The 14,786-nt window shown below is 59.9% G+C and carries 11 protein-coding genes; 7 read left to right on the top strand and 4 right to left on the bottom strand.

Translation table 11 applies throughout. The features are described from left to right. Positions 1 to 70: 70 nt before the first annotated feature. The 7 genes from GJ700_RS23885 to GJ700_RS23855 all read left to right on the top strand — a co-directional run bounded on the left by GJ700_RS23885 (position 71) and on the right by GJ700_RS23855 (position 9,784). The gene (locus GJ700_RS23885; RefSeq protein WP_195763992.1) at positions 71 to 508 is read left to right on the top strand and encodes a type IV pilin protein; all 438 of its coding nucleotides are present in this window, start codon (positions 71 to 73) and stop codon (positions 506 to 508) included. Then, positions 496 to 1,149: a pilus assembly FimT family protein gene (locus GJ700_RS23880; RefSeq protein ID WP_154378638.1), complete on the top strand. Its 654-nt coding sequence runs from the start codon at positions 496 to 498 to the stop codon at positions 1,147 to 1,149. The genes GJ700_RS23885 and GJ700_RS23880 overlap by 13 nt, the downstream gene beginning before the upstream one ends. After that, entirely contained in the window at positions 1,146 to 1,571 is a 426-nt protein-coding gene (locus GJ700_RS23875; protein WP_154378636.1) for a type IV pilus modification PilV family protein, read from the top strand. Before GJ700_RS23880 ends, GJ700_RS23875 begins: the two co-directional genes overlap by 4 nt. Continuing rightward, a complete protein-coding gene (locus GJ700_RS23870; RefSeq protein WP_154378634.1) occupies positions 1,568 to 2,728 on the top strand; it encodes a PilW family protein in 1,161 nt (386 codons plus the stop codon). Before GJ700_RS23875 ends, GJ700_RS23870 begins: the two co-directional genes overlap by 4 nt. Next, positions 2,725 to 3,321, top strand: a complete 597-nt coding sequence (locus GJ700_RS23865; protein ID WP_229507209.1) for a pilus assembly PilX family protein — start codon at positions 2,725 to 2,727, stop codon at positions 3,319 to 3,321. The genes GJ700_RS23870 and GJ700_RS23865 overlap by 4 nt, the downstream gene beginning before the upstream one ends. Before the next feature lie 12 nt (positions 3,322 to 3,333). Continuing rightward, positions 3,334 to 7,980 (top strand): PilC/PilY family type IV pilus protein, encoded by a 4,647-nt coding sequence (locus GJ700_RS23860; protein ID WP_229507208.1) that lies wholly within the window; start codon positions 3,334 to 3,336, stop codon positions 7,978 to 7,980. A 148-nt stretch (positions 7,981 to 8,128) separates the two neighbouring features. After that, a complete protein-coding gene (locus GJ700_RS23855; protein ID WP_154378633.1) occupies positions 8,129 to 9,784 on the top strand; it encodes a peptide chain release factor 3 in 1,656 nt (551 codons plus the stop codon). A gap of 96 nt (positions 9,785 to 9,880) precedes the next feature. On the opposite strand, the gene GJ700_RS23850 is transcribed toward GJ700_RS23855, so the two are convergent. From GJ700_RS23850 to GJ700_RS23835, 4 genes are all read right to left on the bottom strand, one after another. After that, positions 9,881 to 10,279, bottom strand: a complete 399-nt coding sequence (locus GJ700_RS23850) for a cupin domain-containing protein (protein ID WP_154378631.1) — start codon at positions 10,277 to 10,279, stop codon at positions 9,881 to 9,883. Between the two features lie 15 nt (positions 10,280 to 10,294). Further along, the gene (locus GJ700_RS23845) at positions 10,295 to 10,648 is read right to left on the bottom strand and encodes a hypothetical protein (RefSeq protein ID WP_154378629.1); all 354 of its coding nucleotides are present in this window, start codon (positions 10,646 to 10,648) and stop codon (positions 10,295 to 10,297) included. Positions 10,649 to 11,033: 385 nt separating this feature from the next. Beyond that, entirely contained in the window at positions 11,034 to 11,423 is a 390-nt protein-coding gene (locus tag GJ700_RS23840) for a DP-EP family protein (RefSeq protein WP_154378627.1), read from the bottom strand. A 12-nt stretch (positions 11,424 to 11,435) separates the two neighbouring features. Beyond that, positions 11,436 to 14,690 (bottom strand): nSTAND1 domain-containing NTPase, encoded by a 3,255-nt coding sequence (locus tag GJ700_RS23835; protein WP_154378625.1) that lies wholly within the window; start codon positions 14,688 to 14,690, stop codon positions 11,436 to 11,438. Positions 14,691 to 14,786: the final 96 nt, after the last annotated feature.

Below are 14,786 nucleotides of genomic sequence, written 5' to 3'. Positions count from 1 at the left end.
TCAGGGAAATGCAAGCTTGCCTTGCTACGATGGGAATATGGCATGGGGCCATGCAACCTCGGAGAGCGCAATGAAGCGACGCATGCAAGCAGTTTCCGCCGGCTACACGCTGATGGAAGTGATGATCACGGTGGCCATCGTGGGCATCCTGTCGGCGGTGGCCATCCCCGCCTATACGGATTACGTCACGCGCGGCCGCCTGGCGGAAGCGTTCACGGCGCTGGGCGGCGCGCAGGCGTCGGCGGAACAGTTCTGGGCCAACAACCGCACCTATGTCGGCTTCGATGCATCCAGTTCCTTCCCGGCCGCCACCACGAATTTCACGTATGCGCTGTCCGGCGCATCGACGTCGGCCTACACCATCACGGCGACCGGCCAGAGCAAGGCGGCCGGCTTTGTCTACACCATCAACCAGGCCGGCACCAAGGCGACCACGGGGTCGCCGACCGGCTGGGGCACCAGCACGTCATGCTGGGTGGACCGCAAGGGTGGGGCATGTTCCAACTAACGCACATGCCGGCGCTGAAGCGGGTACGGTCGCAGGCGGGCGTCACCTTCGTCGAGCTGGCGATCGGCCTGGCCATCGTGGCGATCGCGATGTCGATCGGCTTGCCGATGATGTCGAACTGGGTCATGACCAACAAGGCGGCGTCCGCGTCGGAATTTTATGCGGACGGTTTCGCGCTGGCGCGGCGCGAGGCGGTGGCGCGCAATGCGTCGTCCCGCATCGTATTGACGCCGAATGTTGCCAATGGCCAGATGGACTGGCAAGTCGACGTCTGCTATCCGGCCGCCGGGGTCCGCTGCAGCGACAGCACCGGCGCCTGGTCGACCACCGCGGCGCCCGCCACCAACGACCCGAAGGGTACCGATGGCTTCAAGTCCGTGTTCCGCGACGCCGGCGCACTGCCGCAATCGGACGTGCTGTTGCCCAGCATCGAACCGTCCGGTGCGTCGACCATTTATTTCACGTCGCTGGGCTGGGTCGACACCACCATCGACAACCGCCTGACGCAGATCCGCCTCGACCCCGCCACGCGCCTGGCCAGGGACATTCCCGTGGTGGCCGTTGCCGTGACGCTGGCCGGCACCGCCACCAAGTGCAATCCAACCTTATCCGCGCCCGATTCCCGGGCCTGCCCGCCATGAAAGCGCTCAACCAGACCCGGCGCCAGCGGGGTGTCGCCATGCTGGAAGCCATCATTGCCATCGTCATCCTCGGCGTCGGCTTGCTGGGCGCGGTCGGCATGCAGGCGCGCGCCTATTCCGCGCTGTCCGACGCCGGCATGCGCGCCGAAGCCACCATTGCCGGCGATACGCTGCTGGGCATCATGAGCAACGACGCCGCCAACCTGGCGTCCTACGCCGTCACGGAAAGCGGCTCGGCCAATGCCGTGCTGGCGCCATGGCTGACGGAAACCAAGGCGCGCATCCCGAACGCCATCGTGGCCGTGACGGTCACGCCGCAGACGGGCCGCACCCGCGTCGACATCAGCATCCGCTGGACGCGCAAGACGGGCGCCAGCGAAAACCGGCATGTGCTGACTTCTTACGTGGCGAACGCATCATGAAATCTATTAAAGCTACCCAGGGCTTTTCCGTGGTCGAGCTGATGGTGGCGATGACCGTCGGCTTGCTGGCCATGACCTTCGCCACCCGCATGCTGGTGTCGGCCGAACAAAACAAGGCCAGTTCGCTGGGCGGTTCGGACCAGATGCAGAACGGCATGCTGGCGCTGTTTTCCATCAATGAAGACGCGGCCCAGGCGGGATGGGGCTTGAACGACGAGTTGCTGACCGGCTGCAATACCGCGTTCAGCGACACCAGCGGCTTTGAACTGGCCGTCGACGCCAGCAGCGGCGCCAACCGCACGCCGCTGGCGCCCGTCATCATCCAGCACAGCAGCACCGGTTCCGACACCATCAGCCTGTATGCGGGCACGTCGCCGACCGGCGTCGGTTCCGTGAAAGTGCGCTCGCTGTATGCCGGCGCCGATACGCTCGACATCGACACCCAGGCGCCATTCGGCTTCGCGACCGGCGACGCCATCGTGGTGGCCAATGAACCGTCCGGCGGCAATTGCGCCATCGCGCAGCTGAGCGCCGACCCACTGGCGTCCTCGCTGCAGTTTTCCAGTGGCGACGGCAACCGCTTCAACAGCGGGTCGCTGGGCGGCAACAGCTACGCGGCGGGGCGGGCCCGCGTATTCAACCTGGGGCCGGCACGCAACCTGTCGCTGCACACGTGGACCACCACCAACGGCGTGCTGACTTTGCGCGCCAGTAATTTGGAAGGCGCGGCCGCCGCGCCTGTTTCCGTGGTCGGCAATATCGTTGCGCTGAAAGCGCAATATGGCTTCGATACGCGCGCCGCGGCGATTTTCGATGCGGCGACATCGATGCAGGTGTCGCAATGGTCGAACACGATGATCGATGCCGATGGCGTCAGCGGCACCGGCAATGCGGGCGACTACCGCCGCGTGGCGGCAATCCGTATCGCCATCGTGGCGCGCAGCGGCGCGCCGGAAAAACCGGGCAGCTCGGGGACTTGCACGGCCACCACGGCGGCCCCGGTACTGTTTTCCAACGCCAGCCCGTCCGGCGTGACGGCGGTGTCGGTGACGGCGCCGGTGGCGCTGACCAACGATCCGTTCGACTGGAAGTGCTACCGTTACCGGGTGTTCGAAGCCATCGTCCCGATCCGCAATTCCGGCTGGAGGCCGACATGATGCGCCACGCTCTCGTTCTTTCCGGCGCGCGCCAGCGGGGCATGGCGCTGCCCATCGTGCTGATCCTGTTGACGGTGATGCTGATCAGCAGCCTGTACCTGGTGAAATCCACCACGTCGACCACCATGGCAACGGCCAACCTGGCGTATGACTCGGCACTGTCGAAGGCGGCCGACCTGGGGCTGCACACGGCGTTCCAGTACCTGTCGACCGTGTCCAAGGAGACGCTGCTGCAGCACGACTCCGTCAACGGCTACCGCGCCACGATCAATCCCGCGCAATCGATCAGCAGCAGCGACTATTGGGAAGGCTCGGCCCACGTCACCGACACGGCCGGCAATGAAATTGAATACGTGATCCACCGCATGTGCATGTTCGCGGGCGACTACAACGCGACCGCGCCCGCCAACCGCTGCACCCTGACGTCGTCCAAGAGCAAGGTGGGTTCGGCGACCAAGCTGGGCGAAAGCCTGTCGTCGGACCGTTCCGAATACAACGCCATCCCCGAATTGCATTACGTCGTCACGGCGCGCATCTACGGCGCGCGGGGCGGCAATGTCGTCACCCAGGCCGTGGTGATGATGGGACCCTGAAGGAAATCAATCATGCACGCCATCTCCCTCCCGCGCGCCGCGCTGACAGCCATGGTCACCATGGCGTTGGCGCTGGCTGCCGTGACGCCGCTGCCCGGCATTGCCGCCACCACCAATATCGCGCAAGTGCCGCTGCTGAACATTTCCGGCACCGGCAGTGTGAAACCCAACCTGATGCTGCTGTTCGATAACTCCGGATCGATGGAACAGCATTACACGCCGGACTATATCAACGACAACCTGTGCCGTTCCGGCGCCAAGCTGTCGAACGGGCAAATGGCGTGCGACGTGGGGCACCCGCCATTCATGTCGCCGGACTTCAACCGCCAGATCTATAACCCGAAGATCCGCTACCAGCCGCCGATCAAGGCGGACGGGACGTATTACAACGAACAGACGGCCGCCAATACCACCAACTGGACTAACGTGGTCAGCGACGGCTTCGGTGTCTACAACAAGGATTTGTACGCGGCCAGCGATACCGCCATCAACCTGACCAATGGTTTTCCCGACCTGAAATGGTGCACGGTGTCCGGCGGCACGGATTGCAAGACCAATACGGCGACCTACACGTATCCGGACGCGACTTACAAGTACCCGACGAAAATCACCACCGGCCCGTATTACTACACGATCTCCGTGGCGGAGTACTGCACGGACGAGACCATGACGGTGTGTAAGTCCACGGCGGCGGGCGCTTCCGCGCCGTCCGGCTATCCGGTGGCGGCCAAGCTGCGCTGGTGCACCGACGTCAACCTGATCAATTGCCAGGCCAAGCGCGTCGGCAGCTACATTTATCCGCGCTATTCGACCGCCAGCGGCGCCACCGCATCGTACGGCACCATCACCATCGGCGCGTCGTCGTCCAGCGCATCGATGACCATCACCAGCGCCACCATTCCCGACCCTAGCACCGCGCGCACCATCACCAACGGTACGGTAACGGCATCGACCGGCACCAACAGCGCGCTGAAACAGCAGACGCTGGCCAGCGCGCTGGCCGCCAGCATCATTGCCAAGACGGGCCTGACCAACCAGTACTACGCGTGCGTGAAAACGCCGATCGGCCAGCCCACGGTGCCGGCCTGTTCGACGTTCGGCATCACGCTGGCGTCCGACAGCGTGGTGGCCGTGGTGCCGGTGATTTGCACCGGCAGCAAGTCGGTCAGCACCTGCCTGACCGTGAATGACAGCAGCCGTTCCGGCTGGGGCATCACGGTCACGGCGCCCACCGTCACCGTGACGGCGGCCGTGGCGCGCGTGTCGCCCACCGCGCTGATCTCCGTGTCGGGCACCACGTCCAACAGCGGCACGCCGAAACTGGCCAGCGTCACGTGGGGCGGCACCACCCTGGCCACCAACATCAGCCTGGGCACCAACAAGAGCGCCAGCACGGTGGCCAGCACCATCGTATCGGCGATCGGCACCGGCGGCACCATCAAGGCCTATGTCGGCGGCAACAGCATCACGTCCACGTGCGCGGCGCAAAGCAATACCAAGATTTGCCTGGTCGATACGGCGGTCAACAGCAATTCCGATACGCCGTCCACCGGGTCCCTGTCGGCCGGCGGCTCGATTGCCTTCAGCTACACGGCCGGTTCCGGCTACGTGGCGGCGGCGTCCGCCACGACGGACAGCATTCCCACCACGACGGCGGCGCTGTCGTCCGGTTCGGACGCCCCCAGCACTTTTGTGCGCGTGAACCTGACGTCCGGCAGCACCTATCCAAAAGCCACGGACCGCAGCGACTGCGTGACGACGGCGGGCGTCTGCACCTATGCGGAGGAAATGACCAACTTCGCCAACTGGTACTCGTACTACAAGAGCCGTTTGCAAATGATGAAAACCGCCGTGGGCATTGCCTTTGCCGCCATCAACAGCAATTACCGCGTCGGCTACGTGAAACTGTCCAATGCGGGGGCGGGCGCCGCCATCGACATGAAACCGGCGGACTTTGTCGGCACGTCGCGCACCAACTGGTACAGCGCGCTGTACAACACCACCACCAGCGGCTCGACACCGATCCGCACGGCGATGGACAGTGTCGGCAAGATGTTTGCCAACCAGAGCCCGTATAACTATGCGTCGGGGCAGGAAGTGGTGCAGTACCCGTGCCAGCCGAATTTCATGATCCTGACCACGGACGGCTACTGGAACGGCGGCGCGTCCACCACGGTGCTCAATAATGACAACGTGGAAAACGCCAACCGCTTCTGCACGTCGGCACGCGGCTGCGTCGATCCGCGCGCACAGACGCAGCAATCGATTTCCGACGTGGCGCTGTATTGGTACAACGGCGGCTCCAACACGGGAACGGTGTCGCTGCGCCCGTCGCTGGAACCGGACATGACCAAGCCCGGCCAGGTGCCGGCCGCCGCCGGCGAAAACACGCACTTGCACATGAACACGTACACGCTGGGCCTGGGCATGGATGGCGTGATGACGTACGAGGCGAATTACGATACGGCGCCCAAGGTGGGCGGCGACTTTTACAACCTGATCACGGGCGTGGCATCCGGCTGCCCGTGGAACAGCAACGGCGCCTACGTATGGCCGGACCCGCAAACCACCAGCACGGCCAGCACCGTGCAGGAACGGGTGGACGACCTGTGGCACGCCGCCATCAACGGCCACGGCAAATACTTCAGCGCCAACGAGCCGAAGGAAGTGGTGGAGGGGTTATCGACCGCGCTGGCGAACATGCAGGTGTCGGTCGGGGCAGCTGCCGCGGCGGCGACGTCGACGCCGAATATTTCGCAGCAGGACAATGACATTTTCTCGGATACGTTCACCACCGTGAAATGGTATGGCGAGCTGACCGACCGCAAGATCGATCCGGCCACCGGTGTCGTGAGCACGTCGGTCACGTGGACCAGCTCCGACAAGGTGGGACAGCAAGCCATCGGCGGCACCCGGAAAATCTGGAGCCTGGATACGACGGCGGCCACGCCGACCCTGAAGCAATTCACCTACACCGGCTTGACCGCCACGGAACAGGCCTGGTTCAGCAACAAGTGCACGTTGCTGTCGCAGTGCACGCTGCTGTCCACGGCCGACCGCGCCATCGTCAACGACGGCGCCAACGTCGTTAACTGGCTGCGGGGCGTGCAGACCTATGCCGATGATGCGATTTTCCGTGCCTATACGCAGACCAGCTATACGCCGGCGGGGGCATCGGGCCCGATCCCGATCGTGCTGGGCGATATCGCGTCGTCGAAACCGGCGTATATGCGCGACCCGCGCAAGAGTTATACGCTGTCCGGCTACGATGCGTTCAAGGCGCTGTGGGCAAGCCGTTCCGCAACCGTGATGACCGCCGCCAACGACGGCATGCTGCATTCGTTCGAGGCCGCGACCGGCAATGAGCGCTGGGCGTACGTGCCGCGCATCACCATGAAAAAGCTGTATGCGCTGACCAGCACCACCTACGGCACCAACCACCAGTTCACCACCGACGGTTCGCCCGAACTGGGCGACGTCTATTATGGCGGCGCCTGGCATACCGTCATGGTGGCCGGCTTGAATGGCGGCGGCCGGGGCTTCTATGCGCTGGACGTGACGGACCCGGATTCGCCGAAGGCGCTGTGGGAAATTTGCGCCGATTCGACGGTCTGCGCGATCAACGACCCCAACATCGGACTGACATTCGGCAATGCGCAATATGGCATGTGGCAAAACAAGTGGGTGGTGATACTGACGTCGGGCTATAACAACGTGCCGGGTGTCGACGGCGTCAACACCGGCGATGGGCAAGGCTGGCTGTACATTGTGGATGTTGAAACGGGCACGATCCTGAAGAAAGTATCGACCGGTTCCGGCAGCACGACGACCCCTTCGGGCTTCTCTAAAATCACCGCGATCACGAACGATCCTGCGACGGACCCCGTCATCACCTATGTTTATGGTGGCGACAACGACGGCAAGCTGTGGAAATTCGACCTGACCGATGCGGCGGGCGCCGTCACGGTGAAAAACCTGGCCGATGCGGGAACGTTGCAGCCGATTACCGCACGGCCGGAAGTGACGCTGTGCGCTGCCACCGATAGCAGCGGCACCGTGACTGCCAAGAAGGTAGTGCTGTTCGGCACCGGGCGGTTGCTGGACGTGCCGGACACCACCAACACCGATACCCAGAGCCTGTACCTGGTCAAGGATACGGACAGTTGTACCACCACGCCCTGCGTCGCCATCCGGGGCACCAGCATGGTGAAGCAGACCCTCAGCCTGCAGGGTTCCGGCAGCAACGTGAACACCTACTCGATTTCCACCAATGCGGTGGACCTGGGAACCCAGGATGGCTGGTACTTCGACTGGAACCTGAACCTGGGCGAGCGCATGAACCTGGACCCGAAAGTCGTCAGCGGCGTGGCGAATGTCGTGACGAATATCCCGAGTTCCTCGTCGTCCTGCTCGGTGGGCGGCTCGTCCAATTTCTACAGCGTCAATGTATGCAATGGCAACCCGCCAATCGGCACGGTGGCGGGCGGCACCCTGTCGAATACGTCGGCCGCGGTGGGCTTCATCATCATCCGCCTGCCGAAAGGCGAACTGAAAATGATCACCACGACGGCCAAAGGCGAAATGCTGACCAAGCCGCTGACAGAAATGAATTCCGCCGCCGCCCACCGCGTCGGCTGGCGCCGCGTGAAAACAGATTAAGAAAGCCAGGGCACAACCGCCGCCACCTGGGGCCGTATGCCGGGGACAGGTTTGCAAAGCAAGCCTGTCCCCTCACCACCACAGCCAAATACCCCACGCAAATGGTGTAAAATCTCCAGTTTTGCTCCGCAAGGCCCCGGCCATCCCCATGTCCAACGAAATCGAAACCACCTCCAGCGACAGCGCAGAACAAGGCAGCGTCAAATCGGCCGCCCTGATCGCGCGTGAAACCAAGCGCCGCCGCACGTTCGGCATCATTTCCCACCCGGACGCGGGTAAAACCACGCTGACGGAAAAACTGCTGCTGTTCTCGGGCGCGATCCAGATGGCCGGTACCGTGAAGGCCCGTAAATCCGGCCGCCACGCCACGTCCGACTGGATGGAAATCGAAAAGCAGCGCGGCATTTCGGTGGCCTCGTCGGTGATGCAGTTCGATTTCCGCGACCACATCATCAACCTGCTGGACACCCCGGGCCACCAGGACTTTTCCGAAGACACCTACCGCGTGTTGACGGCGGTCGACTCGGCGCTGATGGTGATCGACGCGGCCAAGGGTGTGGAAGCGCAAACCATTAAACTGCTCGACGTTTGCCGTATGCGCAATACGCCGATCGTGACGTTCATGAACAAGCTGGACCGCGAATGCCGCGACCCGCTGGAATTGCTGGACGAAGTGGAATCCGTGCTGAAGATCCAGTGCGCGCCAGTCACTTGGCCGATCGGCATGGGCAAGAACTTCCGCGGTGTGTACCACTTGCTGAATGACGAGATCCTGCTGTTCCGCGCCGGCGATGAAAGCGCGAACCAGGACGTGGAAGTCATCAAGGGCATCGACAATCCGCGCCTGCAGGAAATGTTCCCGATGGAGATGGACCAGTTGCGCATGGAAGTGGAACTGGTGCACGGCGCATCGCACCCGTTCAACCTGGAAGACTTCCTGGCCGGTATCCAGACCCCCGTGTTCTTCGGTTCCGCGATCAATAACTTCGGCGTGCGTGAAATCCTGTCCGCGCTGGTGGACTGGGCGCCAGCGCCGCGTGGCCGCGACGCCTCCGTGCGCGTGGTGGAGCCGACCGAAGAGCCGTTCACCGGCTTCGTGTTCAAGATCCAGGCCAACATGGACCCGGCGCACCGCGACCGTATCGCGTTCCTGCGTGTCTGCTCGGGCCGTTTCGAGCGTGGCATGAAAGTCAAGCACTTGCGCCTCGGCCGCGAAGTGAAAGTGTCGTCCGTGGTGACGTTCATGGCATCGTCGCGCGAACAGGTGGAAGAAGCCTACGCGGGCGACATCATCGGCTTGCCGAACCACGGCAACATGCAGATCGGCGACAGCTTCTCCGAAGGTGAAATGCTGACCTTCACCGGCATCCCGTATTTCGCGCCGGACTTCTTCCGTCAGGTGCGCATCCGTAACCCGCTGAAGATCAAGCAGCTGCACAAAGGCTTGCAACAGCTGGGCGAGGAGGGCGCCGTACAAGTCTTCAAGCCGGTCTCCGGCGGCGAACTGGTGCTGGGCGCGGTCGGCGTGCTGCAGTTTGAAGTGGTGGCCAGCCGCCTGATGAACGAATACGGCGTCGACGCCGTGTTTGAAAGCACGTCGATCTCGACGGCGCGCTGGGTTTCGTCGGACGACAAGAAAGCCCTGTCGGACTTCGAAAACGCCTTGAGCGCCAACGTGGCCTACGATGCCGCAGGCAACCTGGCGTACCTGGCAACGTCCGGCGTCAACCTGCGCCTGACACAAGAGCGCTGGCCCAAGCTGCAATTCCACGCGACGCGCGAACACGCCGCAAAGCTGGTGTAATAAAAATGGCGGGCCCATAAAGCCCGCCATCACAGATGCCGCAAACCCCGTAGGGCGGGTTTTACAAACCCGCCATGCGTGCAACACGCCAATGCATCACTTGGCCGGCGTCGCCAACGGCTTCCCTTTCTCCACCACATACACCCCCACCAGCTTCATCACAGTGCCGCCCACATTGCGCGCATCGTGCACCTTCCCAGCCGGAATCACAAACGCATCCCCTGCCTTCACCCGCCGCGGGTCTTCCCCTTCAATGAGCAGTTCGCCTTCACCCTCCAGCACATAGCTGATCTCATCGCCCGGATGCGTATGCCGCCCGGCCACCACGCCCGGCTCCAGTTCCACCCGCGCCACCACGGCTTCATGCCCCGGCGCCGCCACATCGGCCTTGGTCACCACCGCGCGCTTGATGCCGGACGCCTGCGCCAAAGCGCCACCGGAAGCCGCCAGCAACAGCGCGGCAAGGAAGACGGATACAGTCAGTGTTTTGTTCATTATTGAGATAGGTCCCTAGGCTGGATGGTGATGAGGATGGTGGTCATTGCCAAACAAGATCGCATCGAGAATGCTGGCGGACCAGCACAGCACGCAGGCGAGGGTGGCGGCGGTCATGGTCGGCCCATTGACGCGCGACGCGGCAATCTGCGCCGCCAGCACGGTCACGTCCAGGGCCAGCGTGCCGTTGGCCAGCTGGGCGGCCACGATCGACGCCTGTTCATACGCGACGTGCAGGATGTAAAACAGGGAAACCAGCGAAGGGATCAGGAAGATGCACCCGCGCGTGGGTTTCTTCAGGATGAGGATTTGTCCCAGCCCCGGGAAGATGAGGCCGGACAACAGTGCTGCCTTGAGGGATTGCTTCATGGTCACACTCCTTTTTGAGGTGACTCTATCTTACACTTTAGATAAATGTTGTGGTGGGTTTGCTACTGGGCAATGGTAGCTGAGCGTTACCGCGAGTCTCTATCGGCTATCGCCTCAATAGCTCGCATTGCTGAAGTTGCGCGTCAGCTTGCAGGAAAGGAAATCGATGTGCTGCTGCATCTCTTGGACTTGGCGGGCACGGCGCGCACAAGGGGAGGCGTGCCGTCGCCAACGACGGCGCGAAGTGCCTTGGATATGCCGCAGCTTGGTGGTGAGTGGCGAGGCCATATACGCCACTATTCTTCGGCTGCGTGGGGAGTTGCTCTGTGGTAAATCTTGCTCGCACGAAGCGCCATGCTCAGATCAATTCCCCATTGCAAAGCGGTCAAATTTCTTTGGTAATTGGTGGATTATTATCGACTTCCGGGTCCACCAGGAACTCGACTCCATCGCTATCAGTGAAGTGGAAAGTCAATGCGAGCGATTCTTTGACGGTGTTAGCGTCACTAAAAGTTACCATTTTTCCGCTTACGCTAATACTTGGCTCACTAAATTGATCTGAGTGTTCGGGCTTTATTGAAACTTTCGAGAATTTTACGCCATCTGGTGTCGGTGCAACCAATTGATAATTTAAAATTGCATCATGAGTAGTGACGGTGACGGTTTCAGGATTAAATGTGGTGCGGTATTTTGTCTTTCCATTCTCATCCACATATGGGATTGCAGTTACTTGTACGTTGTCGAATTCAGGTTCAGTGGTTGTATTTTCTTGCATTGCAATTACCTTTCAGGCTGGTGGTGGGGTGATAATTTGAGGGTCTCGATATTCGATGCGCTGCAGTGTTCTTAAATGTTCCGAAATCTTTGAAATTTCACCAGTGCAACGATATGCACGAATTAAGGGAGCCAATACTCGATAATCTGCGGCGCCTTGAGACAAAGGTAGCAGCAATTCCTGGGCTCGCTTGCAGGTGGTTTGCGAATTCGATGTTTGACCTGAAATACGTTCAAACTCAGATAGCGCAAGTGTAGCATTGGCAAGACTGATTATAATCGACTGATTTCGAGAGTCGTTCTTATGTAGTCCCTCCAAGATTTCTATAGATTGATCAATTGCAGTTAGAGATTCGTTGCGGTTGTTGTTTTTTAAATAAACCAATCCTTTTGCCCAGAGCAGTTTCGCCGTGAGGTCATGAACCTCGGTTCGCTTGGGGTCAAGCTTTCCAAGGGCTGAAACTTTCTCATGCAATTTATTAATCCTATCAAGATTATTTTTGTATTCGATGTTTTCGGTTTCGCTCTCAAAAATCTTTAACTGCAACGAATACATATAGAGCTGCCAATAGCGATTGCTAGGGTCCAGTAACACCAAATTTTTTAAGAGATGCTCCGCCTCTATTAAACGGGCGTGGGATTCCAATGGTTTTCCCAGGGCAGAAAGTAACTCAGCTTGACGCGATATCGAGCCAGCTAAACGATATGTTATTTTTGCATCCTCGGTTTTTGCAAGTAGCTGACGTAGAATTTTTTCCTCTTGCTGAAATAAGGTCATGCCTTCCCGTAATTCCCCTAACTTGACCTTGGTGCTCGCAAGAAATGAATGACTGTTGGCTAGATCCGCTGAATATTTGAGATTATTTGGATGTTTGCTGAAAGCTCTCAGCTTTAACTCACTCGCTGCAAAAAAAGAAGAGGATGCACTATGCAAATCGCCTCTCTTTAATGCAATGCTGCCCAGATTAGTATAGGCGTATGACTGTTCGATCCACCCTTCAACATCATCCGGCTCCAGTTTTGAAAATCGGTCACTGTATTTTTTGTAATCTAGGAAATACTGCTCGGCCTTGTCAAAATCGCTACGATCAAGATAGGTCTGCCCTAGCCAAAATGCATTCGCCCCTAAATTCTTAACTAAATCTCTATCTTTTATATCTGGCTTATCCATACGTTGGAGAATGTTTCGACCAGCCGCTAGAGCGGTGATTGCCTCTTCCATATGCCCTTGGGACCGCTTTACCTCCGCAATGATCTGTAGGCTCTTGGCACGTTGTAATAACCCTATATGAGAAGTATCCAAAGCATTGTTGTCGGAGAGGTATGGAAGAGCCCGTGCACTAATATTGTCTAAGAGGTCAAGCTTACCCAGCGGCCGCAATTTTTCGACGAAGTCTCCTAGCATATAGGTCATCAGGTTTTCAGCTTCACTACGACGGAGGTCGGCAGTCTTCTGGGAACGCAGCGCAGTAAAGCCTAGAACGCTTGCCAAGACAGCCAGCGTCCCAATTAGTGCGAAGGCAATAATGCGCAGGCGCTCAGAAAATTTAGCCCTATCCTGAGAATTATTTATATATTCTCGCTCCAAGGAAGACAACGAAAACCCGGTAATTTCAAGCAGACGTGATGCTTGTTTTACCCTAATACCTCCAGGAAGCAATAGGTCACGAGGCTTTCCTGCTGAAGCCCATTTATCTGCATCATGGCTTATTCGCGTCCTCAACTGCAATGCATGCCGATGCTGTTCAATCCATTCCGAGACCCTTGGCCAACGGCGCAGCAATGCTTCATGGGCCATGCCGAAACTTGGAACATTGCCTGATAATTCACTGACAAACAGTCGGGCTTCCACAAGTGACTGCACGAGCTCCTGTGCCTCTGTGTTTGGTAGTCCAGCCCAAGCTGCACGTCGGGCAGTTACTGCACCTTGCTCTTCTGCAACATCCACGATCAGTGACAGTACAATGGGAAGCGCCGCTGCTTGATTAGCAGACACGCCAGCGACGACCTGTTCGGCACGGACCGCAATTGCCCCCTCAATCCCCCCAAGAAGTCGAAACTTGTCAAAGCCAAGCGTCCCATCCTCACCCCGCTGCCGATAAAGCTCATTCAAGCAATACTGCAGCAACGGCAACGTATCCGGACTTGCCCTTGCCGCATCACACAGCACATCATCCAGCGCCGCCCCCGTAGCCGGATCAACCTCAAACTTCAACCCCGCTGCCTTGGCCGGCATCCGCACCATCTGCGCGATCTCCGCCCCATCCGGCGGATTCAAGTCAAAGTGCCCGCCGCGCGACTTCAGCGCCATCAGCGCTGGCAGCGCTATCACTTCCGGATAAAAATCATTCCGGCAAGCCAGCATCACCAGCACCGCCTTCGACAACGCCAGATGTTCCAGCACGGCAATAAACCGCGCGCGGATCTCATCGGTAACCCCCGGCGCGCGGAAAATCGCCTCCAACCGGTCCACGAACAGCCCGATCTTGATCCTTCCGGAAGCTTCCGCCAACCTTCCGGCAATGGCTTGCGCATCGGAAGATTCCAGCCAGCGCCCCAATCCTTCCGCATTTTCGCCGGCAAACAGCAGCTTGCCGCCGACTTCCGCATCCATCAGCACGGCAGCCAGTGCCTGGAATAAATTTCCGTCCGCCAGGTCCGCGCAATCCATATACAAGGTGCACGCCAGCGCCACCGGTTCGCCGGAGCCGGTACGGGACGCCATCAGGCCCGGCAGCAGGCCCGCGCGTACCAAGGAAGTCTTCCCGGAACCGGAAGGTCCCAGCACCAGCGCCATGGCGCAGCCGTCGGAAGCTTGTTTCAGCACCAGTTCGCGCAGCTGCGCCGTGGCTTGCATGCGGCCGAAGAAGATGGCGGCATGGCTTTCCTGGAAGGATTCCAGGCCCCGGAAGGGAGAGCCTTGCTGCCAGGAACCTTCCAGAGCGTCTTCCGTCGCGATGACGGGCGCAATGGCGCGGTAGCCGCGCTTGCGGACGGTTTCGATATAGCGGGGTTCGGAGGCGGAGTCGCCCAGTGCGCGGCGCAGCTGGGTAATGGCTTTGTGGATGGGGTTGTCGCCCAGTTCTGCATTGCCCCAGCAGGCTTGCAGCAATTCTTCCGGCGGGATGACGGCGCCCGGATGGCGGCACAAATAGCGCAACACATCCATGGCTTTCGGCTCGACGGTGGCGGTCGCTCCCTCGTTGCGCAGCGTGTTGCTGTCTGGATCTATCTGCCAATCGCCGAAGCGAAACCCGTTATCGCTCATCAACAGCCGCCCATCATAAAAATGATTTCTTTGTAAATCAGGGACTTATACCTTCCGGAAGGTTGCCGGAAGGCGGAAGAAGATTGCACTCGTTAA

It is taken from the genome of Pseudoduganella rivuli (assembly GCF_009674485.1).
Lineage (GTDB): Bacteria > Pseudomonadota > Gammaproteobacteria > Burkholderiales > Burkholderiaceae_D > Rugamonas > Rugamonas rivuli_B.
The sequence above is the reverse complement of the archived record's forward strand: the minus strand, read 5'-3'. Positions and strand labels throughout refer to the sequence as shown.

Bases quoted from the DNA above. Each gene is read 5' to 3' on its own strand.
- GJ700_RS23855 (WP_154378633.1), top strand. From the start codon at position 8,129: ATGTCCAACGAAATCGAAACCACCTCCAGCGACAGCGCAGAACAAGGC.
- GJ700_RS23840 (WP_154378627.1), bottom strand. From the start codon at position 11,423: ATGCAAGAAAATACAACCACTGAACCTGAATTCGACAACGTACAAGTA.
- GJ700_RS23835 (WP_154378625.1), bottom strand. From the start codon at position 14,690: ATGAGCGATAACGGGTTTCGCTTCGGCGATTGGCAGATAGATCCAGAC.
- GJ700_RS23850 (WP_154378631.1), bottom strand. From the start codon at position 10,279: ATGAACAAAACACTGACTGTATCCGTCTTCCTTGCCGCGCTGTTGCTG.
- GJ700_RS23870 (WP_154378634.1), top strand. From the start codon at position 1,568: ATGAAATCTATTAAAGCTACCCAGGGCTTTTCCGTGGTCGAGCTGATG.
- GJ700_RS23880 (WP_154378638.1), top strand. From the start codon at position 496: ATGTTCCAACTAACGCACATGCCGGCGCTGAAGCGGGTACGGTCGCAG.
- GJ700_RS23860 (WP_229507208.1), top strand. From the start codon at position 3,334: ATGCACGCCATCTCCCTCCCGCGCGCCGCGCTGACAGCCATGGTCACC.
- GJ700_RS23865 (WP_229507209.1), top strand. From the start codon at position 2,725: ATGATGCGCCACGCTCTCGTTCTTTCCGGCGCGCGCCAGCGGGGCATG.
- GJ700_RS23875 (WP_154378636.1), top strand. From the start codon at position 1,146: ATGAAAGCGCTCAACCAGACCCGGCGCCAGCGGGGTGTCGCCATGCTG.
- GJ700_RS23885 (WP_195763992.1), top strand. From the start codon at position 71: ATGAAGCGACGCATGCAAGCAGTTTCCGCCGGCTACACGCTGATGGAA.
- GJ700_RS23845 (WP_154378629.1), bottom strand. From the start codon at position 10,648: ATGAAGCAATCCCTCAAGGCAGCACTGTTGTCCGGCCTCATCTTCCCG.